Origin of the sequence: Bdellovibrio svalbardensis (assembly GCF_029531655.1) — a bacterium.
Classification (GTDB): Bacteria; Bdellovibrionota; Bdellovibrionia; order Bdellovibrionales; family Bdellovibrionaceae; genus Bdellovibrio; species Bdellovibrio svalbardensis.
This window is the reverse complement of the sequence record NZ_JANRMI010000004.1, coordinates 1-23,533: the sequence shown is the minus strand read 5'-3', so window position 1 is coordinate 23,533 and position 23,533 is coordinate 1. Positions and strand designations below refer to the sequence as shown.

General features: G+C 45.5%; 24 protein-coding genes and 1 tRNA gene. 16 read left to right on the top strand and 9 right to left on the bottom strand.

Annotation, left to right across the window (positions count from 1 at the left end; translation table 11 throughout):
* Positions 1–3: 3 nt before the first annotated feature.
* Positions 4–882: a carbonic anhydrase gene (locus NWE73_RS13140; protein WP_277578798.1), complete on the bottom strand. Its 879-nt coding sequence runs from the start codon at positions 880–882 to the stop codon at positions 4–6.
* Between the two features lie 165 nt (positions 883–1,047).
* Here NWE73_RS13140 and NWE73_RS13135 point away from each other — a divergent pair, with 165 nt between their 5' ends.
* On the top strand, positions 1,048–2,016 hold the full coding sequence (locus NWE73_RS13135; RefSeq protein WP_277578797.1) for an aminotransferase class IV: 969 nt from the start codon (positions 1,048–1,050) through the stop codon (positions 2,014–2,016).
* Positions 2,017–2,077: 61 nt separating this feature from the next.
* On the opposite strand, the gene mreB is transcribed toward NWE73_RS13135, so the two are convergent.
* Both mreB and NWE73_RS13125 read right to left on the bottom strand, forming a co-directional pair.
* The gene (gene mreB / locus NWE73_RS13130; RefSeq protein WP_277578796.1) at positions 2,078–3,121 is read right to left on the bottom strand and encodes a rod shape-determining protein; all 1,044 of its coding nucleotides are present in this window, start codon (positions 3,119–3,121) and stop codon (positions 2,078–2,080) included.
* Position 3,122: 1 nt separating this feature from the next.
* Complete coding sequence (locus NWE73_RS13125) at positions 3,123–3,749, bottom strand: hypothetical protein (protein ID WP_277578795.1); 627 nt, start codon at positions 3,747–3,749, stop codon at positions 3,123–3,125.
* 83 nt (positions 3,750–3,832) lie between these two features.
* Between NWE73_RS13125 and NWE73_RS13120 the strand changes: the two genes are divergently transcribed.
* The 3 genes from NWE73_RS13120 to NWE73_RS13110 all read left to right on the top strand — a co-directional run bounded on the left by NWE73_RS13120 (position 3,833) and on the right by NWE73_RS13110 (position 5,720).
* Positions 3,833–4,597, top strand: coding sequence for a glycosyltransferase family 2 protein (locus tag NWE73_RS13120; RefSeq protein ID WP_277578794.1), 765 nt, complete (start codon positions 3,833–3,835; stop codon positions 4,595–4,597).
* The gene (locus tag NWE73_RS13115) at positions 4,575–5,561 is read left to right on the top strand and encodes a hypothetical protein (RefSeq protein ID WP_277578793.1); all 987 of its coding nucleotides are present in this window, start codon (positions 4,575–4,577) and stop codon (positions 5,559–5,561) included. The genes NWE73_RS13120 and NWE73_RS13115 overlap by 23 nt, the downstream gene beginning before the upstream one ends.
* Positions 5,562–5,644: 83 nt before the next feature.
* Positions 5,645–5,720: transfer RNA gene (locus tag NWE73_RS13110), tRNA-His, on the top strand.
* Positions 5,721–5,860: 140 nt separating this feature from the next.
* Here the strand turns inward: NWE73_RS13110 and NWE73_RS13105 are convergent.
* A complete protein-coding gene (locus NWE73_RS13105) occupies positions 5,861–6,145 on the bottom strand; it encodes a YciI family protein (protein WP_277578792.1) in 285 nt (94 codons plus the stop codon).
* 493 nt (positions 6,146–6,638) lie between these two features.
* Here NWE73_RS13105 and NWE73_RS13100 point away from each other — a divergent pair, with 493 nt between their 5' ends.
* The 4 genes from NWE73_RS13100 (at position 6,639) to NWE73_RS13085 (ending at position 10,220) form a co-directional block, all read left to right on the top strand.
* A complete protein-coding gene (locus NWE73_RS13100; RefSeq protein WP_277578791.1) occupies positions 6,639–7,967 on the top strand; it encodes an MFS transporter in 1,329 nt (442 codons plus the stop codon).
* Between the two features lie 150 nt (positions 7,968–8,117).
* Positions 8,118–8,534 carry a hypothetical protein gene (locus NWE73_RS13095; RefSeq protein ID WP_277578790.1) on the top strand — a complete coding sequence of 139 codons (417 nt, stop codon included), beginning with the start codon at positions 8,118–8,120 and terminating at the stop codon, positions 8,532–8,534.
* Positions 8,535–8,733: 199 nt separating this feature from the next.
* Positions 8,734–9,618: a hypothetical protein gene (locus NWE73_RS13090; protein ID WP_277578789.1), complete on the top strand. Its 885-nt coding sequence runs from the start codon at positions 8,734–8,736 to the stop codon at positions 9,616–9,618.
* A gap of 8 nt (positions 9,619–9,626) precedes the next feature.
* Positions 9,627–10,220, top strand: a complete 594-nt coding sequence (locus tag NWE73_RS13085) for a hypothetical protein (protein ID WP_277578788.1) — start codon at positions 9,627–9,629, stop codon at positions 10,218–10,220.
* 54 nt (positions 10,221–10,274) lie between these two features.
* On the opposite strand, the gene NWE73_RS13080 is transcribed toward NWE73_RS13085, so the two are convergent.
* Positions 10,275–10,652 carry a cupin domain-containing protein gene (locus tag NWE73_RS13080; protein ID WP_277578787.1) on the bottom strand — a complete coding sequence of 126 codons (378 nt, stop codon included), beginning with the start codon at positions 10,650–10,652 and terminating at the stop codon, positions 10,275–10,277.
* A 280-nt stretch (positions 10,653–10,932) separates the two neighbouring features.
* On the opposite strand from NWE73_RS13080, the gene NWE73_RS13075 reads away from it, so the two are divergent.
* From NWE73_RS13075 to NWE73_RS13065, 3 genes are all read left to right on the top strand, one after another.
* Positions 10,933–11,361 (top strand): hypothetical protein, encoded by a 429-nt coding sequence (locus NWE73_RS13075; protein ID WP_277578786.1) that lies wholly within the window; start codon positions 10,933–10,935, stop codon positions 11,359–11,361.
* 123 nt (positions 11,362–11,484) lie between these two features.
* Positions 11,485–12,237, top strand: coding sequence for a murein L,D-transpeptidase catalytic domain family protein (locus NWE73_RS13070; protein WP_277578785.1), 753 nt, complete (start codon positions 11,485–11,487; stop codon positions 12,235–12,237).
* 162 nt (positions 12,238–12,399) lie between these two features.
* Complete coding sequence (locus NWE73_RS13065; RefSeq protein ID WP_277578784.1) at positions 12,400–13,062, top strand: L,D-transpeptidase family protein; 663 nt, start codon at positions 12,400–12,402, stop codon at positions 13,060–13,062.
* Positions 13,063–13,092: 30 nt separating this feature from the next.
* Here NWE73_RS13065 and NWE73_RS13060 read toward each other — a convergent pair whose 3' ends face one another.
* Positions 13,093–13,311 carry a DUF1456 family protein gene (locus NWE73_RS13060; RefSeq protein ID WP_277578783.1) on the bottom strand — a complete coding sequence of 73 codons (219 nt, stop codon included), beginning with the start codon at positions 13,309–13,311 and terminating at the stop codon, positions 13,093–13,095.
* A gap of 103 nt (positions 13,312–13,414) precedes the next feature.
* On the opposite strand from NWE73_RS13060, the gene NWE73_RS13055 reads away from it, so the two are divergent.
* Positions 13,415–13,906, top strand: coding sequence for a hypothetical protein (locus tag NWE73_RS13055; RefSeq protein WP_277578782.1), 492 nt, complete (start codon positions 13,415–13,417; stop codon positions 13,904–13,906).
* A 22-nt stretch (positions 13,907–13,928) separates the two neighbouring features.
* Here the strand turns inward: NWE73_RS13055 and NWE73_RS13050 are convergent, their stop codons facing one another.
* Both NWE73_RS13050 and NWE73_RS13045 read right to left on the bottom strand, forming a co-directional pair.
* Positions 13,929–15,050: a C1 family peptidase gene (locus tag NWE73_RS13050; protein ID WP_277578781.1), complete on the bottom strand. Its 1,122-nt coding sequence runs from the start codon at positions 15,048–15,050 to the stop codon at positions 13,929–13,931.
* Positions 15,050–15,436: a DUF333 domain-containing protein gene (locus NWE73_RS13045; protein ID WP_277578780.1), complete on the bottom strand. Its 387-nt coding sequence runs from the start codon at positions 15,434–15,436 to the stop codon at positions 15,050–15,052. The genes NWE73_RS13050 and NWE73_RS13045 overlap by 1 nt, the downstream gene beginning before the upstream one ends.
* A gap of 149 nt (positions 15,437–15,585) precedes the next feature.
* On the opposite strand from NWE73_RS13045, the gene NWE73_RS13040 reads away from it, so the two are divergent.
* From NWE73_RS13040 to NWE73_RS13030, 3 genes are all read left to right on the top strand, one after another.
* Positions 15,586–17,772, top strand: coding sequence for a hypothetical protein (locus tag NWE73_RS13040; protein WP_277578779.1), 2,187 nt, complete (start codon positions 15,586–15,588; stop codon positions 17,770–17,772).
* Positions 17,756–19,714 carry an adenylate cyclase gene (locus tag NWE73_RS13035; RefSeq protein ID WP_277578778.1) on the top strand — a complete coding sequence of 653 codons (1,959 nt, stop codon included), beginning with the start codon at positions 17,756–17,758 and terminating at the stop codon, positions 19,712–19,714. The genes NWE73_RS13040 and NWE73_RS13035 overlap by 17 nt, the downstream gene beginning before the upstream one ends.
* A 166-nt stretch (positions 19,715–19,880) precedes the next feature.
* Positions 19,881–20,198: a hypothetical protein gene (locus NWE73_RS13030; RefSeq protein ID WP_277578777.1), complete on the top strand. Its 318-nt coding sequence runs from the start codon at positions 19,881–19,883 to the stop codon at positions 20,196–20,198.
* Positions 20,199–20,204: 6 nt separating this feature from the next.
* Here NWE73_RS13030 and NWE73_RS13025 read toward each other — a convergent pair whose 3' ends face one another.
* The gene (locus tag NWE73_RS13025; protein WP_277578776.1) at positions 20,205–21,290 is read right to left on the bottom strand and encodes an outer membrane beta-barrel protein; all 1,086 of its coding nucleotides are present in this window, start codon (positions 21,288–21,290) and stop codon (positions 20,205–20,207) included.
* Between the two features lie 217 nt (positions 21,291–21,507).
* Between NWE73_RS13025 and NWE73_RS13020 the strand changes: the two genes are divergently transcribed.
* Positions 21,508–23,163 carry a HAMP domain-containing methyl-accepting chemotaxis protein gene (locus tag NWE73_RS13020; protein WP_277578775.1) on the top strand — a complete coding sequence of 552 codons (1,656 nt, stop codon included), beginning with the start codon at positions 21,508–21,510 and terminating at the stop codon, positions 23,161–23,163.
* Positions 23,164–23,533: the final 370 nt, after the last annotated feature.

Genomic DNA, 23,533 nt, shown 5'->3' with positions numbered 1-23,533 from the left:
AAACTACTTAAACTCCACATTTCCAGATTCAAGATGGTACATAGCTCTGACAATCTTTACCTCACCAGAGGTGACAGCGTCACGCAGGATTTCTGAACGCAGAACAAGATCGCGCGCTATCCCATCTACATTTGACCAACCTTCTTCGAAAAGGCCTGGCGATTGAGGAACACCTTTGAATTTCAATAGACGAGGCTTGAGGTCGTTTACAAGGCCTGTCAATGCTGGGCTTGGCATTTGTGCACCTGAAATGGCATCCAAAGTGGCACGCACGCCGCCGCAAGACTCATGACCCATGACAACAATCAGATTTGAACCCAAGTGGGAGACCGCGTATTCGATGCTTCCGATCACATTGTTATCCACGGACTCACCAGCGGTGCGGATCACAAACACTTCGCCCAATTTTTGGTCAAAAACGACTTCAGGTGGAACGCGAGAGTCACTGCATGACAAGATGATAGAGTGAGGTTTCTGACCTTGCGCCAAACGAACGCGGTCCTTGGTAGAAGCTCCGTCTTTGCGGACAGACCCCTTCATAAAGCGCGTATTGCCATTGCGCAACCAGCCCAAAGCTTTTTCCGCAGAAACCGGTCCGGCTTCGCGTTCAGCTTTGCCATGAGATGCTTGAACATGGGCCGCGGCTTCTGCGACGGCCTCTTTCATTTCCTGCGCTTGCGCTGCAGCTTCGGCTTCATTCGGATTGATCGGAGTTAATTCCTTTGCGCCAGTTGATGAAGCCTGTGCGGGTGCTTCTTTGGCATTCCCTTGGTCATCTTTCAGCATCACTTTTGTTTCTTGTGATGGATTGCGACGTTTTGTGAAATATGAACAAGCTGAAAGATTTACGAGTGATAGAACGAGTAACACACGAAAAAGCATGGGACATCCTCCTGATGTGGCCGGCTCCGACGATGCCGGAGTGTTTTTTTAACAGACTCTATTTTCCGGATTTCCATTGCGTCAGGTCAAATTAAAAAGCAAAAAATCTTTCCTGCTGGATGATAGGGAAATAGACTAATCTCGAAGGCCCAAAGGAGTTTCTGCATGTCCATCGTCGTGCTCAGTCCAGAACAAGTTCAGAAAAAACTGCTCGAAAGATCCTATCCAGCACAAGAGCAGTACTATGCTATGTACAGCACTTGGTGGGGCGGAGTGATTGAAAATCCCTCGATGATGATGGTTCCGATTGATGATCATATCGTTCATCGCGGCGACGGTGTATTTGAGGCCATTAAGGTCGTAGATGGAAAAGTTTTTCTTCTCGATGAGCACTTACAACGTCTAGCTTCTTCAGCCGAGCAGATCTCTTTGCCGCTGCCGATGGAACTTTCAGAAATGAGAAAAGTCATTTTAGAAACGACGGCAATCACGAAGCAGTCATCGGCAATTTTGCGACTTTATATTTCTCGGGGTCCAGGTGGATTTACGACCAATCCTTACGAATCCTTGTCTTCGCAGATGTATCTGGTCGTGACTGCCCTTAAGCCTATGGCAGAGGAAAAATATGTGAGTGGGGTGAGTGTCGGCAAGAGCGCCATTCCACCGAAAGATCCTTGGTTTGCACGAATTAAAAGCTGCAACTATTTGCAAAATGTTTTGATGAAAAAAGAAAGTGTCGATCGCAAGATTGATTTTACCGTAGGCTTCGATGCACAAAATATTTTGACCGAATCCAGTACAGAAAACATTGTCCTTCTGGATAAGAACAACAATCTTGTGCGACCTAAGCTTGGCCAAATTCTTAAAGGGACGACCATGATGCGCACCTTTGAGCTCGCAAAAAAACTTGTCGAGGATAAAACCATCGCTTCAATCCAGGAAAGAGATTTGAGTGAAGAAGATATTCGCTCTGCCAAAGAGGTCATGATGATCGGAACGACCTTGGATGTGTTACCGGTATCAAGTTTTGAAGGAATGAAAATCGGTGAGGGACGTCAGGGGCCTGTGGCTAAAAAACTTTTGGCGCTTCTTCGGGAAGATATCAAGAGCGGACCTAAGGCGACGCCTGTTTAATGCGTCAGTTTAAGATGAGATTTGCCGGAAGCAGAGGAGTCTACTTCCGGCCTTAAAGAAATTATACTTCGAGTTGAATCTTATCGAGCAACTCAGGATCACTCAAGACAGCCTCGCCGCCTTTAGCAATTGCAACCAATGGATTCTCAGCCACACGCACAGGAAGGCGCACTTCGTTTTGAATGCGCAAATCAAAATCGCGAATCAAAGCACCACCGCCGGCAAGAACAACTCCAGTTTCAATAATATCAGAAACAAGCTCCGGGGGAGTGTGTTCCAAGGCTCTGTGAACTGCATTGATGACTTCCTGAAGGCAGCTATTCATCGCAAGACCCACATCTTCAGAGCTCACTTCAATAGTTTTGTTCATGCCTGTGTCAGCATCGCGGCCCGTAACGCTGGCAACGCGAATGTCTTTTTTAGGAACGGCAGTTCCGATAGTGACCTTCAGATATTCTGCCGTGCTTTCGTTGATGATAAACTTTTTGTATTTTTTGAAGTAATCGATGATCGCATCGTCAAGTCGGTGGCCACCCACGCGAGCGGCTTGGCAATAAACGATGTCAGCTAGAGCAATGACCGCCACTTCTGTCGTGCCACCACCCATATCGATGATCATGCAGCCTTCCGCCGCCTTCACATTAAGGCCAGAACCGATAGCCGCCGCCATGGGTTCGTCGATCAAGAAGACTTCTTTAGCGCCAGCGGCTTTACAAGATTCAATAACCGCTTTTTTCTCTACCTCAGTCACGCCGTAAGGCAAAGACACAACCACGCGAGGGCGAGAGAACGCAGATTTCACTCCAGGCTGACTCAAGAAGTGTTTCAACATCACTTCAGTCGTTTCAAAGTCCGCGATCACTCCGTCACGAATTGGTTTCTGCGCAAAGATATTTCCAGGATTGTTCGCCAGTTTTTCTTTGGCATCCGTGCCCACCGCGATCACGCGTTTTTTTCCAGGGCTGGTTTGCTGGTAAGCGATCAAAGAAGGTTCATTCAAAATGATGCCTTTGCCGCGCGCTGCGATCAAAGTGTTCGCAGTGCCTAAATCAACATACAGGTCGGCGGCTGTACCAGCCTCGTCTTTAAAGAACCAAGAAAACATATTATTTACCGAATCCTTTGCTGCTTTCGAATGGGAAGGTCGCGAAGACAGAGATGTAAGACCAAGATTTGTTAAGATCCAATCCGATCTCTCCACCCAAGGTCATATTGTTCCATTCGTGATAATGAAATTCTGAACCCACTGCGAGGTTAGTTGCCACATAATTTTCTTTTTTTGTATTAAGAAATGTAAACGGTACGGAGAGGTAAGGGACCGCCAAGCCATACTCTGTGTCATACTTCTTGCTCACAAGAGGTGCGAACTGCAATTGAATGATATTTTCATCTTCGTCACGAGCGATGCCGGCGCCGAAGCGAAGTCCCATTGCAGGTTGTTTGTCGACATCTGGGAAAGGAACCCATTTGACGCTACCAAAAGCATTGAAGTCAATCGTGCCTCCGCCCAACAAGATACGCGCACTTGTTGATTCATTCACAGTTGTATCAAAGAACAAATCAAAATTCCCACCGCTGTTTTTGCTGGTAAGAAGTTGTGGCTCAAAGCCCACTTGATAAGAACCTTGAGGAAGCAATTCTCCGGATTCCGCAATGCTCAGGTAGGCATTAGCAGTGGAGCTCAAAAAAAGACCTAGAACAAAGGAGCTGGTAACGTATTTGGCAAAATTCATCGGGTAAAACCTTTCAAACTTCAAAAATGTTAGCGACTCGCGAATCATTTGACAAGACCTTGATCCAAAGAGACCCTAAAAGGGTGACGAAACTTCCCATCTCCCTCGTGATCATTGCCCTGAATGAAGAAGCTCATATCGAGCGCTGCATTCGTTCCGCACCTTTTGCCGACGATATCGTGGTTGTCGATAGCTTTTCGACGGATCGCACCGTTGAGATCTCAAAACAGTGTGGCGCCCGGGTTTTTCAAGAGAAATGGAAAGGTTTTGGCCCTCAAAAGGCCTTTGCGACCAGCCAGGCGAAGAACTCCTGGGTGATCTCTTTGGATGCCGATGAAGCTCTCAGCCCTGAGTTGGCCGCCGAAATTATAGAGGTCTTCACAAGTCTCGATCCTGAAACGGGCTATTTGTTCCCGCGTAAGTCCTATCATCTGGGGCGCTGGATTGGCCATGGTGGCTGGTATCCTGACTATCAGCTCAGGTTGTTTAATAAGGATAAATCTCAGTGGAATTCCGCAGCTTTGCATGAAAAAGTGGAAGTGAAGGCGAGGGTTGCGATGAAGGCTCCTTTGCTCCATTGGGTGTTTGATGACTTAAGCGATCAAGTCATCACGAACGACCGCTATTCCACTTTGGGGGCGCAACAGCTTCATGAGGCGGGGAAGAAGTTTTCTTACTTCAAGCTGGTTACCAAGCCGATGTCTAAGTTCATCGAGACTTATTTTTTTAAAAGAGGTTTCATGGACGGAACGGCGGGATTTATTATCTCAGTCGGTGCTGCCTATTCCATCTTCTTACGTTTTGCCAAACTTTGGGAGCTGCAACGTGTTCGTAAAAAGTCTTCCTAGTATTTTCTCTGCGACCTTAATGGTGTTTGGTAGTCTTGTTGTTGCCGGAGCATCGGCGAGCGCGGCCTCTAAATATCCCTCCATCCAGGAAGTTCATGGGCAGGCGTGGCTCAGTGGCAAGGACAACAAAAAACAAACTTTAAGCCTGAAATCACCCTTGGTTGAGCGTGCCGTGATTGAAACTTCCGAGGCAGGAACAGTTAAAGTAAATCTTGATGCTTATCGCAGTTTCACCGTTTTGGAGAATTCCGAAGTTCTTCTTCCCACCATCAGTTTCGAAGGGGGCGAGGCTCCCGTTATCATTCTTGAAAAGGGGAGCTTGCGCTGGCAGCAGTTGACCGAAGAAAAGCCTGCTTACAATGTCGCTCTTCGTTCGGATTTGTTTGAGTTCTTGGCTCCTAAAGGCGACTTCGTCTTTAGCATGAACTCTGAAAAAGCATTTGCAGGCGTTAAAGTCTTCAAGGGTTACATGGAGTTTTCGGCCCTAAACGGCGAAGAGGTTGCGCCGGTTAAAGAAGGTCAAGAAGCGGGCTTTCAAGGAATACTTGAAGGCAAGGAGATCGCTTACGATATCCTTTTAAAGGGTAAGAAAATCCCGCGCGGCCACCTGACTCCGGTCACGGCAATCAGTAAAAAGGAACTTGCGGCATTCTCGGATGAAGCCCAAAAGCTGCAAAAGAATGCCGAGAGACGAAAAGCCCAGGAGAAGAAGGCCCACGAAGAGGCGAAAAGATCTGGGGCGATCTGCTCGGCGCCTGCTGCAAAATTCAATCAGTGTGTTTGGATCTGTCTGAACAATCCCAAGAAAGAGAAGAAAGACTGTTTGCTCGCTAAAGAAGGGGTGTCTTGCGTCCGTCGCCGTTGCAACGCAAATGGTCAATGGGCGGAGGAAAGTGCCGTTGATGCGCAAAAAAGCAGCATTACTTGCAAGGCTCAACCCGTCGTAGCCCCTTGTGATTACTAAATTTCTTTTAAAAACCCCCAGTTTGCTAATTTTTTGATCTTGCACTTTTTCTGAGGACACCCTATAACAGTCACTCCTTTGTGGTGGCTGTAGCTCAGTTGGTAGAGCATCGGATTGTGATTCCGAGTGTCGCGGGTTCAAGCCCCGTCAGTCACCCCAATTTCCTTCCCGCGGAAATTGCAAAAGTCTGCTCTTTAAATCCCGGATTTCTTAAAAAGCAAAACCCCAAAAAATAAATGTTCACTTGCGGCGCCGGTGTTGCATTGCGTTCCGCCTCCAATAGCGTTTCAGTTCAAACTTCAGATAGATTTAGCAAAGTCGTCTGAGAACAGCACTGGATCAAACTCAACGACTTCATAGGCGGCGATGTCATTTTTCTTAAAAGGATCACTCTCTAAGAAATTCAAAATGGCGTTCTTATCATTGCCACGAGCTAAAATAATCCCACCAGTTCTTGGAATCATTGGTCCTGAAGCCAATAACATACCTGCACTGTATCCTTGCTTTAAAAACTCGCGGTGAGCGGGGAGTTGTTTTTCGACTTCGGAGAGTGGTTTTAAATAGGTCAGTGTAATGACGAACATCAGTGATCCTTTTTCTCAGGGCCCCAACTCCATTTAGGAGTTTCGCCTTTTTTGTAGCAAATAAAAATGAAGGAAGAGGTTAGAATAAAAATCCCAATTAAAAAGGCTGGCATTGAAATAGGAGCAAGCAATGTGATTGTTGCTGCTAGCACAACATAGAGAAGACTTGCTAGCCATCCCTTAAGATTCGCCGGTGTCCAGCCCCAGCCGTATTTCTTTCTTTTAAACCAGATATCTGACATAAACTTCCAAAATTTCTGCAACTACAACACGAAGACTCAAGGGTGCAGAATAACGCTAAGATCTCATCAGTATGAAAGCAAGCTGCGAAGCAAGAAACGACCGCCAACTGTTTTTTTATCCTCAATCCGTATTCCTTTTAGGACATACTTTTAGCCTTTTTATAAAATTCGGTATCGAAAAATGTTCTTTTAAATTTTGCAGATGACAAAATCGAGCCTTTCTCGCAGCCTCATGTGCTCGTGGAGGAGCCATGCCGATTTTTTCTTCTGATCTAGGTAAAGACTTTTGGAACTACCGATTGGGGCAAGTGGTTTCTCTCTTGGGAGATTCTTGCAGTCACATTGCTTTGGCGTGGTGGATCCTGGATAAAACAGGCTCAGCTGTGGAAATGTCATCAGTACTTGCACCCGCGATGGTGGTTCGTATTTTTCTGATGCCGCTCTTTGGACCGCTTGCGGATAAATATTCTCGCAAGGCAATTATCATTATCGCCGATCTTTGGAGATTTGTTTTTACAGGGGCCTTAGCGGCTATGGTTTTTAGTAATTACTATGACACCTATGTGGTTATTGCGCTGTTTATTCTAAATTCCATAGGCTCAGCTCTTTTTCAAGCGGCTGCTGGTGGTATCGTTCCGCAAATAGTTCCCCGCGAAAAATTGCAAATCGCGGCTCAGCAAACTCAAGCAATTAACTCTTTTGCTGGAATTCTCGGTGGTGTTGCAGGTGGCATCGTCGTGTCAACATTGGGTGTCTTTGGTGCCTTCTTGATTGATGCTTTAAGCTATGTCCTTGCCGCATGGAGCACGAATCGTATTCAATCTAACACCGTTCCAGTTCGTAAAGAAGTTCCGCAGATGAAAGCCGCTTTTCATCAGTGGACTCAAGATTTCGGCGAAGGCTTTAAGCTGCTCTTCAAAATTCCTGTGATTTTCTGGATATGCATTGTCGCGATGTTTTTAAATCTCGCGTTTGCCCCGTTGGGAGTCATTCTTCCCGTACTCGCCAAAGAGGGGCGCAACATGCCTCCATGGTTTTTAGGCGCTCTTGAAAGTAGCATCAGCTTGGGTGCGATCGTAGGTGCTGTGACGATTGGCTATGTAAACAAAAGAATCCGTGCTGATCTCTTGACGGTCATGGCAATTGCAATGATGTGTGTTGGAACCATGGTGCTTCCCTGGGTTCCCAATGTTGCGCTACCGTTAACAGTTCTTTTTTGGATTGGTATTGGCGGCACATGGGCCAATATTCCAATGAATACGCAGATTGCCTTGGCAATTCCCGATGCGTATCGTGCACGAGTAGGCTCCATTATGGGATTTTTATGCCAAGGAATTTCACCTCTAGGGCTTGCTGCAGCGGGAGTGATCATTTCAAGTTTTGGTCTTACAAATGCTCTGGTCGCGATGGGTGGAATTGGTCTTCTTCTCACTCCCTTAATGCTGCTGATTCCGAATTTTGCAAAATTTATGTCGGCCCCACCTGAAAAGGCCGATCAATTTTTGCTCGAGTATTACCCTGAAGCTTTTGGCTCTTCCGGAGATCTTTCTTCTCAAGGCACTCAGCCATTACAGGAGTAGATTTAAATCACTAATCTTATGATCTATGCCTGCGCAGAAATGTGCAGGCTTTTTAGTTTGTATTGGACAAGCAGAGTGAACATTTTCATCAACCATGTTTTTTAGGCAATGCTATTGGTCGGCGAACCATTCCATGCTACGAACCTAATAATGAATAATAGCATATCAAAGATCCTAGTTGTCTTGTTGATAGCACTTCCTATCATCGGCGCAGTTTCAGCTAGTGGAGATTCAGAGATGATCACTTTGGAGCGAGTGTTTTCTTCGACGACCAGATCTTTAAATTATCGCTATCAAGTCAAAATCCAATGTCAGCAAGGTTCAAACAGCTTTGTGGTGCTTCCCGTTAAAGGGAAAACCTTTAAGTGGAAAATTGGGGACTTTGCTTCAGGCGAGGCGATGACAGACAATCAAGGGAACGCTGAATTCACCTATACCTCTCATTACGGAAAAAGCAGCGACACTGTGGAGATCGAGTACCGAGGTGAAAAGTTTCTTTTCTCATCAAGAAGAGGGATGGCCCAGGTGAAGTCTGAAGTTTCCTGCCTATCAGTCCCCAGAAAGTAATTAACAATCCCAACACAAGTTTTAGTTAGCTGTCACAGTCATACTTTAAGCGTGTCCCGCGCTCTAAGCCACGCAGAGAGTTTCGACAGCCCCATGACGATTAACGCTCAGCCCGTTGTCCTCTGAAATCACGTCGATTTTACGGGGACCTTAGCTGGTCGATGGCTTGCACTGGTAAACCTCTTAAGGAGGTGTCCCCATGCGAGCGGTACTGGCTTTAGCCATAACGTTCATTTTAGCATTGCCGGCGGTAGCGCAAGTTGCCTGCGGGGGCGCATTCTTAGAAGCTCCTAGGTCTCACTTTGAGACGCTCACTAAACAGTGGAGTGTCAGTGAATCCCAGATCCTGAAGGCTGCCCAGTCCGATATTTTGGGAGATCGAAACATCTCAGTTCTTGCGAAGGATTCCATTGTGGAATTCTTCAATGTCTTTCAAATGAACAAGGACTATCGACGCGAGATCTCCATTGAAATTCAGCGACGCGATTATAAGGCCGCCTTGGAAAAAATGGGTGTGCAAGTCAAAGTTGATCCTATGTTTGCTCTGCGCAAGAATGCTCACTACTTCCGATTGATGTTCTCTTTGGGTGCCAATGCAGGGCTCAACTATCTTAGTTATAGGTATTTGGGCACTGCCGGATTTCTGGTCTCTGCTCCGCAATTTAAGTTCTTCCGGCCCGATAAAATTCCCGACGAGGTTCTGATGGAGCTTCTGACCAAACCTGAGGGCGGGCCTTTGACCAAGGCCTACGTCAACGCTCGTGTACGTCATGGTGCTGATGTGGTGATCAAGAACCTGAATAACTTTGTCTTTGTTGGCATCTTGTCCTGGCTGGCTGTTTTTCATCATCAAATCGTGACTGACCCAGTGGCGTATATGGAAAAGCAGGCTTTGACTTCTGTATCCGCCGTGACCCAATCCGCTTATGAAATCAATCTGAAGACTATTGCCGGACTTGAAGTGAAATTGCAGGAGTTCGAAAGAACTGGCCAGACCGAAAAGGCCCAAAAAGCCACGAACCTTATCGAAAATATAAAAAAACAGAATTCAGAAATTTTAAACCCCGCAATGGGAACAAATTAGGAGAGATTATGAGAAAGATTATTTTGATGATTTTGGCAGGCGCGATGATGGCTCAATCAGTACATGCACAAGTTGGACATCATCCCAACCGAGGTGTTGCTTCTCAAGGACAGATGAGCAGTGCTGCGCGGGATGCTTTGGTCGCTATCGAAAACCAAACAGAGAGTATTATCTCTTCCGGAAAATCCGAAGTTTCTGCGCAGGATCTGCAAGCCCTTTCGGCGGTCACGGCGGGCCTGTCGGCGGAACAGCGGCTTGAAGTGCTGGACGCGGTCATTTATAGATTGCACCAGATCAGATATGGCATCGAGTTGAAATCTTCCGGTGAATCAACAAAAGGCGGAGCCTTAGTGGTCTTTTCTGTGATCGCAGGTTGTCTGTCGGCCATGATGTTTATCCATGAAGATGCAGCTAAGCCAAGTCCTTTGAGATGGATCGGTGTGGCCGTCACAGCTTCGAGTATTGGTGGTCTGGGTTACATGATGGCCACTGACGATGACGAGGTCACGCACATGAGGCAGATTGCCGATGATCTTATGATAGCCTTGGTGCGCGCAAAAGATGCAACTGAGTATCAGATCCAGGCTGAAGGGTTGAAATAAAATATAGTACCAAATTAAGAGCCGGGATATCAGGCCTATTTATATCCCGGTTTTCTAGGGAAACACCACATCCGGTGTTTCTGTCTTTTTCCGAATGACCAGCAGATGGCAGTCCGAGTGAGAATTGTTTCTTAGAAAATGATATTTCTCAGAGTTTCGTTCAAATAAAATCGAATCACCTTCGCCCATAAATACTTCAGTATCACCCTCAGTCGCTGTGACTTCACCCTTAAGAACATAAATGATTTCTTCAGTCACAGTGTGAAAGTGTGGTGATGACGACCTTGAACTGGGTCTAAGAATCTCATGAGAGAGAAAGAAATCCTTCGAAAGAAGAGCCTCTGATATTACGTGGGAAAGAGAAAACTCTTCCCCAGTTCTTTGTGATTTCAGTTGGCGATGCTTTAGTTGCGATGCTTTTTGAATCTTCATTGTTAGAAATCTAGGTAGGACTGGATGCTTAGTCAATTTGTTAGTGAATCTTGGAGTTGGGGAGGAATTTCGCCGACTAGCGCAAGGTGAGAATTTGTCAGCGTCAGCATGGCGTTCTCTGGGGAATTTTGTAAGTCAAAGGTCGTGAGCGTGTTGAAATTCACTTCATAAGAAGCCCACCAAGAGTTTATTCTGATTTTGCCCGGAAACTGAATCACCGACCTCCGGATTTTTAGTCGTACACTTTGATATTCATAAATGCCCAATTCTGGAGGTTTCAGTGAGTCTTTTAAAAACAGTGGCTGCAGTGTTGATCACAATTTCTTCTCTCTCGGCATTTGCGGTGGAGTCTTCCTCCGGGAGCTCCGCAGGCATAGGTAACGACGCCAACACTAGAAAAATCATGAATGAACTGGGGATGGGGCTTGATATTGCCGAGAACAATCTGCGTATTTTGCTGAACAAGCCCGCAAACGGAACTCCCTTTAAAAGCTATGAGGTGAGTTGTAAGAATCAACTTGCGGCAGCCATGACACTTTTGAACTATGAGATGCGCCATCCTGGTTATTTGCAAGGGCGCTATGGTAAGGCGGATTGGGCTCAGTACAACAAAGTGCGTGAGCTCTTTGAACAGGCCGCAGAAAAGTATGATTTTTATTATAAAGACAATAAAACAAGCAAATCCAGCTCTTCTCAGGGGACTCGATAAGGTAACGTCAACAAAAGACTCGACCTATATCTTGTAGGTCGGAAGTCTCTTCACTAGAAACTCCTATCAACTCCATAAAGTTTAAAGTCCTATTGCCGATCATCTCTAGCAGAGGTGATCGGCATGGCATCAGGGAACTTCAAAAAACAACTCTTCACATTCGGATTTATATTCTCTTTAGCGGCATGTGGTCCCGCGAACAGCGTTTACTCCGAACGCCTCAATGACGATCCCTCGACAGAGCAAGTTTTCAGTGGGAACATGCAAAAAACTTCCTCAGTGAATTTGTCTTCTTTGAACTATGAAAATCCCCCAGCCGGCTCGGAAGAGCGCACCAAGATTTTGCAAAGATATGATTATGTTGATCCAAATAAAATCATTGCTGAAACAGCTTTGGAGAATGCCATCATCTTTTATGATTTGAATTTATCGCAAATCAAAAACAAGAATGTTTTAACGATCATTGATTACAGTAAATCTTCAAAAGAAAAGAGAGCCTTCATCATCGATATGAAAACGGGTGGGGTGCAAGCCTTTCACGTGGCCCACGGCAAAGGCTCTGACAGCAATCATGACGGGATGGCGGAGAAATTTAGTAACACTCCTGGATCCAATGCGACCTCGTTGGGGTACTTTATGACGGCAGAGACTTATCAAGGCGGAAATGGCTACTCCTTAAGACTCGATGGTCTTTCTTCAACAAACTCAAATGCGAGATCCAGAGCCATCGTCATTCATGGTTCCGATTATGTTCAAGATCGCTCCGTTATTCAGGGACGCAGCTGGGGTTGTCCCGCGTTTTCGCAAGCCAATAAAAACTTGGTGATTAACCTATTGAAGGGCGGAAGTGTGGTTCTGTCTGTAGGGCCGTCTTAACGAGTGTTAAGATCCCTCACTGACGCGTCGTATTGCGCCAGAAGCTAGAATTCAACAAGGATGCAATCGCTATTGGAGCAGAGCATTTCTTACAACTTCGTCATTGCCAAAACATAATGTCGCCTATAATTCTCCCCTTTGATTTTAAAAAGGGGTTCTCTCATGGTCAGACTTTTATTCATCGCGCTTTTCTTGCTTCCGACAATGACGCTTACGGCACACGCTCAACTTCTACAAGAACAAGGGCAAGATTTAGCACAGGAGCAAGAACAAACAGTTGATTCAGAGAACAACACATTGGATGACCTCAATCCATTTGACCCAAACATTGACGAGACCTTACAAAATTTAGACACGATTTATCAGGAAGAAACTGGAATCTCTCCATTCATTGAAAATCTACTTCGTCCATTTGGAACGGGTTGTTTCCGTGATGGTTGCCCAGTATGGGTGCAGGTTTCTAAATCTCGCCAAGAATTGTATTTGTATTTGAATGGTGTGCACTCTGCGACTTGGGCAGTTTCAACAGGGGCTCCTGGTCATGGAACTCCAAACTTTGATACAAATCCCAACGGCCGCATCTATGACAAGTATTCTTCCACGAAATATCCAGGGGGCGACTATAAAGGTCTTGGCAACATGCCTTACGCAGTTTTCATCAGCGGTGGATTTGCAATTCATGGAACTGGTACTGCGAACTGGAAAAAGCTTGGAACCCGCGCTTCTCATGGCTGTGTGCGCGTGCACCCAGACAATGCTTTATACTTCAACCGACTGGTAAGACAGCACGGTATCTACAAAGTCTGGATCACAGTTCAAGAATAGTAAGAAAAAAGGGAGCCTCGCTCCCTTTTTTTATCTAGGTCCGCGATTCTTGATAATTAAACCGTCCAAAAAATTACGTAAAAGCTGATCTCCGCATTCTTTGTAGTTGGGATGATCTTCATTTCTAAATATCGCAGAGAGCTCTGTTTTAGAGATTTGGTAGTTCACCAAAGCAAGGCACTCAATGATGTCAGTATCTTTAAATGAAAGAGCCACGCGAAGTTTTTTGAAAATATCATTATTGGTCATGTAAAGTTCCTTCTAAGGGTCTTTTTGCGCCCCAACTTCGTCAGAGTCCACTTAAATCACAAAACCGGTCGAGAAAATTGGCTTCTTGTGATATGGTTCCCGAATGGAAAAAAATACCTGCTATATGTGCCAGAAGCCTAAAGCCACTCTTGAATGCGGATGCTGCAAAGAAGCGATCTGTAAGAAGTGTGCGATGTTCTTAGATGAAGACACCTTCTCGTTTCTAAGAAAAGTCCCTGAAAATTTGGCTCATACGACCTACTGCAATCCTTGCTATTTGACTGAAGTCAGCCCCGCGGTTGCGGCCTACAATGCAAAGATTGAAAAAGCCAAATCCGTACAAATCTATTTTAAAGACGACAGTAAACAAACTCGTCTAATCAAGCGCGATCAGAATCCAGTTGTAGTGAAAGAATGCGCGGACAGAGCTGAAACAATCCTAAGATTGGCGTTTATGGCTCTTAATAAGGGCTTTGAGGGCCTTGTCGATGTGGAAGTAGTCTCTGAAAAAGTTCGAAACGGAGCTTATCAAACTGTTAAGTTCAGTGGTTCCGGAATTCCGGCTTATCTGGATCCTAAAAAGATCAATCGCTAACGGGGAGCACCTGCTCCCTCTGTTATTTCTGTTGAGTTAGCCAAGTCATGCTTTGTGTCTCATAGAACGAGCGGTCGAGAAGCTCTTTCGCATCCACCCAGCCATCGTCATTGGAGTTCTGCCAAGACTCACCCCAAGAGTTTTGAATTTGAAGAGCATCATAGCATTTGTTCGCGCTGTTGCAGACACGGCGATAACCCTTAATCACGATTGCATGTGATTCGCCTTTTTCCAGTTTTCCAGTCTTAGACTTAACACCACAATCGGCCATGGTTTTGGCCTTCAATGGAGTCTGTGTGCAAAAGCCCAAGGACAGGGGACGCTTCTGGGTCAGGACTTCTTTAATCTTCGAGATGGCCGAAGCATAATTTGATTTCTGCCCCTTCTCTGGATAAATATTCTGAGTCCAAGCGCCCTTCAAGGTTGTTTGATTCTTGAGATCCCAGCAGTTGTCTGGAATCAAAATCTTATCCAAAAATTTTCCATAGCTGTCTTCGCTAAAGGCCTTCAAGATGTCTTGATTTGAAGCTTTAAGTCCGTAGTCTTGTTTGATGTCATTGGCAGTGGCTGTCGCAAACTCCAAGGCACATTGCGCGCAACCTTCTTTCTTTTTCTTGTAGGCATCATAAGAATCTTTAAACTTTGTCCACATTGCAATCTCAAGCTGTTGTGCCTCGGCGGGATCTTTGACTTTGCCCACGACTTGATCAAAGGGAGCACAAGATTCGCGAGTTATGGATTGCGCACGAAAAGCCGCATTGAAAAGCGCAAACGATTCGCTGCCACCTTCAGTAAGTCCTTCATAGTTAAAGCGATCTGTATCATCGGTACCATCCGAAAGTTTCTGAGAATAGCGAGACATATCCAAAGGTGAAACCTTGTCATTGTCCGAAACAGAAGAACAGTCCGACACTTTGTTTTGCACGCAGTTGGCTTCGTCAATCAAAGTCGAAGCCACAAAAGCGTAACAGATACCAAAGGTGTCCTGGGAGCGCACTCGCGGCATGTTTGTAACTGCAATCACAGTGTCAGCTTGAGGTTTGAACTCGGGGCCGAAAGGATTCAAACCATAAGCGGCAAAGCTGGTAACACTTCCTAAAAGAGAAAAACTGAGCACAAATGAAGCCAGAACTTGGTGACGCACTATTTGCCTCCAAAGTGTTTGTTGAATAAGCTCCATGAATCAATCACTGAGCCATCGGCAAAAACACAAAAGTCGAATTCTCGTTTTTTTTCATCGATGAGAATGCGGTTGTTCGCTTTTTGATCAAGACAGTAATGAGCGGCGGGGTTGCCAAGAACGGCTGTCGGCGGGGGAGTTTGTGGAATTTTATTTTGAACGGCCGTCCAGGCCTGGCAATTTGCCTTTCCCGCTTTCACACAACTTTCAGAAATTTTAACACCTTGATATTCTGTGACTCTGACAGTGTCGTATTTCTTTTTATCAGCAGAGAACATACGGAGTTCTGTCGTGGCAGCAAAGCTAGAGATCGATCCCAGAAAAACAGAAAAATATATCAATAATTTCATATTTATATTTTGAAGAATCTCGCGAATCTAAGGAAGAGGGGGATCCAAAACTAGACCTAGCTCCAGTTGGCGATTCAAAAGCGGCCGGTGAGTCAATTGATAAACCTAAGTCGAGTTAATAAACAAGGAAATGTGACCGAAGTAACTACGTGATGAAAGTAACCATTGCTCTACTGCTTTTTATACAAACAAGCTTCGCGCAAGCTCCGAAACGATCTCCTTTGGTCGTAGGGCAGATTATTTTCAATCCATCGAACTATGAGCCCGGACGCTTTGTCATTGCATATAAGGATTACGAAGACATTCGTATCGATTCGGACTGGGATGGCAGCATTGATCTTTGGCGCTTAAAGAAAGGTCCTCTGGAAGTTGAAGTTTCATACAAAAAGGGAATCATTCAAACCTTTTATGTGAAAAAAATAATGGGATCGCAGGTCCATGAAGCTCTCTATAGAAACTCTAGTAATAAATTGAAAATGACTTACTCCAAAATTCGTCCTCTGCAAAAGTGGGCTTTTGATGTTGGAGTCAGTGAGGAATCTGGCAGTGAGTCGGGTAAAGAAACTGAATCTAGTGGAGCGAACCCACAAACTCAACCTCAGGCAAATATGCCAAATATGTTAGAGAAGCTCTCGGCGCTTGTGAAAAGCGCCCTGCCGGAAAAGGTCAAAGACTCAGCTCTGTGCTCCACTGCAGAACCGACAACCCGTAAAGCGCAAGCGGAGTTGGCCGAGATGCAGAAGTCTTTATTTACTGACTTCATGAGCGACGGGGGATTTGACCCAAGCTGTGATTCCATTCTATCCAGACGAGAGAAACAGCAGATTACGAACAATCTCGCGCGTATTCTTTTTGATCAGGACTCGATGGAGAAATGCTTTCAGGATCCCCAGTTTAAAGAAAAATTGACAAAATCTGATGCGGACCTCTTGGGATTCAAAGGAGTCGAGGCCAGCTATCAGTTGCAGAAAAAATCATTGATGAAGCCGTCCGAGCAGAAGAAAGGCTTTATACGTTGCCAGACTGATGAAGATAAAAAGAATTTCAAGCCTATGGAAGCGACGGAAGATGGAAAGTTTGTCGTCCATAAATTAAAAGAAGATTCTGAGGATGCAAAGTTCTCTGTCGAAATGATCACCCATGAGCTTCTTCATTTGTCGGGAATAGAAAAAGAAGAGTTGGTTGATAAAGTTCAGGGAACTTGCGGCAATTTTGCAAAAGAAAACAAGAAGCAAATGGTGATAGCTAATTTGGCCAATAATACTTCCGTATTTTCGGTCACTTTAAAAGGCAATGTCCTGGATGGAGTTCAGAGCTCTGCAGCCGAAAGCTCTGCCGAAATTGCCAGCGAAGCCAATAAGCCGCAAGGCAATGCGCGAGTAGTAGCGAAGCAACCGGCAGCTTCGGGTTCGCGAACGATTGCGTCTGAGTCGTCAGTAAATATGAAAGAAGAGATGGCTTTGGCCCAGGTGGCGACACCGGAACCAGCAACGCTTTCTCGAATGATCTCAGATCCACCACCACGAACGGAAGAGGGCGCCGTTGCCGCTCTTTCGCAATCAGCTTCTGAAAGCAGTGGCACTTTAAGAATGGCGAATAATATGATGGGGGCCTTGAGTACTCCATCCATTGCGAGTGACTCTCTCGCGAAGTCAGATCGAGTTGAGCCATCAAAATCTCCAACAGCCCGCAAAGAGAATTCAAGGTCCGAATTAGGTCAGGAACTCAAGGCCAGAGAGGTTAGCAATAATTTTGCTACTTTGGCGAAATCCACCGTTAAATCAACAGTGAAATCCGACGAACGAGTTGTTGAAAGCATCACATTGGACGGGTCAAGCGGTTCCGCTGACACAGTTTCAAGATCTGCGTCAGCTGCCAATCCTGCTTCATCTAAATCCAAATCTGGTGAAACTCGAACTAATCGATCCCCCGCTTCGGAGTTGGCGTCCAGTGACTCTTCACGAGCCTTGCCATCAGCCTCCGGTCGTTCTGCTCTAGGTGCAAGCTCTAACTCTGATTCGCCAGCGGGAATCACACCCAAAAACAATCTTGAAGCGACAGTGGGTGAAGGTCCCAAGCGAGGTCCTGCCTCGGCATCAGCCAGCGGGAAGAATTCAGTCTCATCTGCGAATACAGCCGTCAAAGAGGAAACAATCACCTTCGTGGCCAATGGCAGCTACAGCACGGTAAAGTCAAAACTCAAAGATTCCACATTTTCAAAACAACTTGAAACTCAAAAAATCACCATCCTTGATCTCTATGGAAACTCCTATGGAGCACCCAAAGGTGAAGTGATTTTCCTAGATCAGGGAGATCGCTTTGTTCGCCAAAAGTAAATGGAACAAGTCGATCGTACTTCTAATAGTAGCCGTCTTTTGGATCGGCTACATCGCAGTCTCAATAGTGCAGTTCTATCTCAATGCAAAGAATTTGACTGAAACCGAAATTCGCGAGCGTCAGCGTTCTATGCAATACGTGCAGGAAAGTGTTATTCCTTTTTTGGTTACAGAAAACATCTCGCTCCTCAAGGATCGCCTTGAAAAATCCAGGGAGCTCTTTCTTGTCGATTTCTACATTGTCCAGCGCAACGGGCAGGTTGTTGCATGGTACAACAATAAGGACAATTTAAAAGGGATCGATTACGACTATCAAGTCTTCAATCAAATCCTGACCACAGACAATGTCGCGTTCCGAACTGTGAAGCTCATGGACTATAAGTTCACGGTCGGTGTTTTTCAGAATAAAAATAAAATCATCTGGAATACCGCCTTGGGAATGAAATCTCTCATCATTCGAGATATTCTCGTTGTGACTCTTTTTGTAGCTTTGATTGTCTATCTTTTCTTAAAAGACATTCTGGATCTCAGTCGTATTTTGGCCAGCCGGGATCGCTCGGCCTTAAGTAAAGTCAAAAGTATTTCACGCGAGGGGCAAACTCTTATCAACGCGACTCGCAGCTTTGATGATACTAAACGTTACCTTGAACATGAAAATCGCAGTTACTCCGAAAGTCTCACCCCAGCCATTTTACATGAAATGAAATCGGGCAGGCCCTCTCCTTATTCTTTCCAGTCAACGATGATCCGTGTGGACCTCAACGGTTACACGCAGATCTTTCTCGATAAGAAAGATGAATACGTCACCGAGATCATGAATATCTACTTTGTGAGATCGCGTGAGATCATCGAACGCTATCAGGGTCTTATTTATCAATATGTCGGTGATGAGATTGTCTTCCACATTAAAGAAAATGCGGTCGATTCCCAAGCTTTGGCCTTGGCTGTCCTCAGAAGTATATTCGAGGTGGCCGATGAGATTGAACAGTCTCTGGCAGCCAATGCCGATCACCATTTCAAGGTAAAAGGCAGTTTTGTTCTAGGTAAGATTCGTTTCGTAAATCAAGATACGGGATTTTCGCTCAGTGGTCTGCCACTTATCGAATCAGCCCGATTGCTCAGTCAGGTTGACGACAAGTCCGCCAGCTCGGTGACCTTCTATGCCGAGGCGTCTTCATCGGTCGAAAAACTTTGCACAATAGATCAGACCAAAGAGACTCTTTTAAAAGGTTTTGCGAAGCCTTCCGTGCTATGTCGGGCTAAAACATTCACTTCGATCGAAGAAGTGTTGCGGAAGAAAGATCTCCATCTACTCACTTATTTCCGAGGGGACAAAGATCTGATCAGTATTTACGCCTTTTTGGCAAAAGAGTTGAAGGACGGCAAAGACAGTGAGTTCTTTGAAACTTATAAAATTCTGGCATCCTATAAGCTCAAGCAAACTTCCAGTGAGCAAGCTCAAGCGTACTCAGAACTTTTGATCCAGACGACAGAACTCAATCAAAGGGGAGTCGTTAGCGATAAGGTCATGGCCTCCATGATTTCAATAGCGAGCCATGTTGTTCCACCTGCGATGGTAGAGACGGCTCTCATTGAGTCTCTGGAGAAATGCTTAGATCATAAAGACGCTCGCGTAAACGCCAACGCCATCATTGTCTTAGGGGACCTTGCCCAGGATATTGCTTTCCTCCGACGTTTTATGTATTCGAAGAACAACCGGGTCTCTGCGGATGCCATCTTAGTGACTGGAAAACGAAATTTCGACAGCGAACTCGCCAGAAAACTCGACGAGTTCCTGGATTCCAAGAACCCACTCTTCAAGGCCAGTGGGGCCTGGGTTCTGCGTCAGCTTGCCGAACACTATAAAACAACAGATCTTGTATTCTATAATACCAACCCAGATCTCAAGAGACTGGAGCAGAAGGCCCTAGCGGCCGGCTAAGGCAAATATGAGCTCAATTCGGATGGGCCTTATTTGGAAGGCTCTGTAGAAATGTTCTTCACTGAGTCCCTGTCAAAACCCATAGAATAGCCCTCCGGTTTGGCAATCCTCTTGCAACTTCCTCTAACGAGACGATCCTAAAACCAGGTCTAAAGAGGAAGAGTATATGAAAACCAAAATGATGATTTTAAGTTTGTTTATTTCTGCTTCAGCTGTTGCCGCAATCCCAAAAACAATGCAGGGAACCGTCACTCTCAAGATTGACTCGGCAAATGCGCAAATAACAACGAAAAATGTTTCTCTTAAAGAGGGCGACAGGGTCGGACTTTATAAGGAAGTTTGCCAAGGCCCCAAAGTGCGTCTCTGCCATAATGAAAAGGTGGGAACGGGAGTGGTGTCTCGTGTGATTACTCAAGATGCCTCCGAAATTAAAATCGAAGGCAATGCTCAGGCTAAAGAAGGATTGATGATTCTAAAAGAATAGCTGCGACTAGAAATGCGCAACAGCACCAAGGGTGATGAGATGAAGTTCTTTCGTCGCATCACCTTTGTTGTTTCTAAGAACTTCTTGGTCTGCATCGTCATGACGGTATTCTAGATACACCTTCATAAACTCCGAAACCGCATAGCTGTCCCCAATCGTCCAAACCTGCACTTTGTCAGCGCCAGGATAGAAGTTGGAAGAGACGGTCCCATTCATAGTGTCTAATTCTCCTGCCCCCAAAACAGATTCATAACGAAGTGCAATGGTATTCTTTGCTCTAGAGTAGGAGAGAATGCCGGAGAGGGATTGTGCATAAATACTCGAGCCACCCAGTGGCTTTTGAGAACGAGTGTCATAGAAGGCACTAAATGTTAGCTCTTCATAAGGTCTATAGGTCATCCAAATGCTTGAAGCAGTTCGGTCTATTTTTGGATTGGATACAGATCCATCGCCATCGGTTCCCATGACACCACCCGCGAACCAAGTAAAGTCACTTGTTGTTCCGGTGGCAGAGAGTTCTGTAGTTTTCGTCGGAGTATTGTCGTCCCCAAACTGTGCGTTGGGTATGCGATTGTAAGTGGATAGTGTTAAATTCAGCCAGTCTCCAGGGGTATATTTGGCGCGCAGGCCCTCACCATATCCGGGTAAAATTCCTTGATAGGAGATGGTGTTCCCAAAGAGCACATTTTCCGATTTCATGTAGGATTCTAAGCCGAGAGTTGTAGAGAGCCGGCCGAAACCAATGGAAAAGTCGGGGCGAATTTTATAAAAAATTTCAAGTTGATCCAGAGTTCCGAAGCTTGCCTTCGCAGACGCGGTGCTCGATTGCATGTAATCCGTTGGGGCATAGTTTAAGCGCGCAAGAAAAGAAATCTGATCTGTTTCCTTTGTCAAAAGCAGCTGTGCTTGATTGAAGCGATATGTGTCGCTGGTCGCACCACCTGCTGCAGGGTAGCGATTGTCCCCTGATGAGAGGTAGTTGTAATCAAAGCTCGCCTCACCTGAGACCTTCAGGCCAGAGAATTCGGCGGCCGCAGCGGAGAGGCTGCAAAGAATGGTCGCAAAAGCCAGGGTGGTGGATTTCAATTTCAAGGTAACTCCTGTAGTTCTTTGACAGATTCTTAATTGAATTTGCCATGTCCCTATCGGGAAGCCTCGACCAATATTAAGACTAGTTTTAGGCTTCCCCTGTAATGTAAGGATTTGCCTCTGGTCTTTGGGTGGGGATATGAATTGGACTAAGCTTCTTTTGAAGGCGAACCGAAAAGGGATTGTAAAAGATTTTTTATTGCGACGTTGAAAGGATCTTATGAAAGACAGTTCGTTAGGGTTATGGTTTAAAGGTATTAAAGGTCGATTGTTCTTCGTTTCAATTTTCCCTTTTGTCGCTTTTGCGATCATCTTCGCTTTCACCTATACAGGTCTAACCAAGATCAGTGGGCTCGTTCAGAGTGCTCATGAAGAAATCATTCCAAATACTTCGGCACTTGATAAAATGCGAATCTCACAAAATCGCTTTGGCTACCGTATGTGGGAAGGTCTTAATAGCGCAGAAGACCGACCAGGCTCTATAAAAGAGTGTCGCGAATCAATCGATCGGTTTAAAGCGTCCTACGAAAAGTATGCGAAGACTTCCTTCGACCCTGAAGAACAAAAGATGTATGAAGAGGCCAAGTCTCTATTCCCAGTTTACATTGAATTGACTGAGAAGATTCTTGCAGGTCTGGAGAAAAACACACAGGAGTCCCTCGCGGAATCAAAGAGAATATTGGATGAGGAACTTCATCATACTTCAACGAAGCTTGAAGAGTTCAATGAAAAGGTAACCGCGCACTATGACCAGAGAGTTGTCGCCGAAGGCAAAGAATTTAAAGAGAGCCGTACGCAAATTATAAATCTGATGGTTCTCGTGACGGTCTGTGCGGGATTTGCGATCATGGGGTTGTTGTTGTTAACTGCCGCAAAAATTTCCAATTCAGTGGGCGGCATAGCAGAGCGCCTTGGTGGAGCAGGTTCCCGTGTGGTTGAATCCGTCGGACAGCTCAGTGAGGCGGGAAATGCCCTTTCGCAGAACTCAACTCAGGCCGCAGCTTCTCTGGAAGAGACGGTTGCCGCTTTGGAAGAAATGTCTTCGATGGTGCAAATGAACTCAGACAATGCAAAACAAGCGGCCGCTCTTTCTGCCTCTTCTCGTGATGCTGCAGAAAAAGGCGAGTCTGAAATTAAATCTCTCATTATGTCTATGAGTGAAATTTCTCAGTCATCTAAAAAGATCGAAGAGATCATCTCTGTGATTGATGATATTGCTTTCCAGACAAATCTATTGGCGTTGAACGCCGCTGTTGAGGCTGCACGTGCCGGCGAGCAGGGTAAAGGCTTTGCGGTCGTCGCCGAGGCGGTGCGTGCGCTGGCGCAAAGAAGTGCTTCATCAGCAAAAGACATCTCTTCTTTGATTAAGGATTCGGTTTCGCAAGTGGATAGAGGCAGTAAAATTGCCGACTCCAGCGGAGTGGTCCTAGGGAATATCGTAAGTTCGATCAAAAAGGTCGCCGATCTTAATAATGAGATTGCAGCTGCTAGCTCTGAACAGACAACGGGTATTCAGCAAATTAGCAAGGCAATGAATCAATTGGATCAATCATCGCAGTCAAATGCCGCCTCTGCTGAGGAGATTGCCGCAACAAGTGGTGAGATCAACAATCTCGCACAAACGTCGCGAGCCCTCACTACGGAGCTCAATATAGCTGTTATTGGTGTTGCAGCAGAGCCAGCGGTTCATTCATTTGTAGCGGAAACCGGCGATAAGAAGGCTTTTGCGGCAAAACCGTCTAAACCTCACAATAAAGTCGTGGCAATTAAGCCATCCTCAAAGGCTGTTGATCCTAAAAAAGTGGCAAAAGCAGCCATCCCTTTTGATGATGACGATGACCAGCGTGGAAAAATCGGCACCGCAGAAGGCTTTTAATTCCTAAATTATAGGCAAATAAGGCCGTTTATGCCCAGTTCGTGCGCATAAACGGCCTTTCTCTTTTGAAACTCTTTTTCTTTTAAAATAATGCTTGCGCCTTTGGGCTCTTCCAACTTATAACCCTGTCTCACTTCGGCGTTATGTTTGTTTTCAAACAGGCTTTTAAAAGTCTAACTATTTGATTTGTATTCAAAAGTTAGATATGAAAGCTTCTCCAGCGAGTAAACACGAAGCTTCTTTCACGAAGTCTTTTAAAAAGATTTTTTGAAAAAAGATGATTTAGGTTGTTGACAGGCTGATGAGGCTTCGATATAAACCTTACCTCTCAGCAACGAGTAACTTCGATGTTGAGAAAGTTAAAAGATTA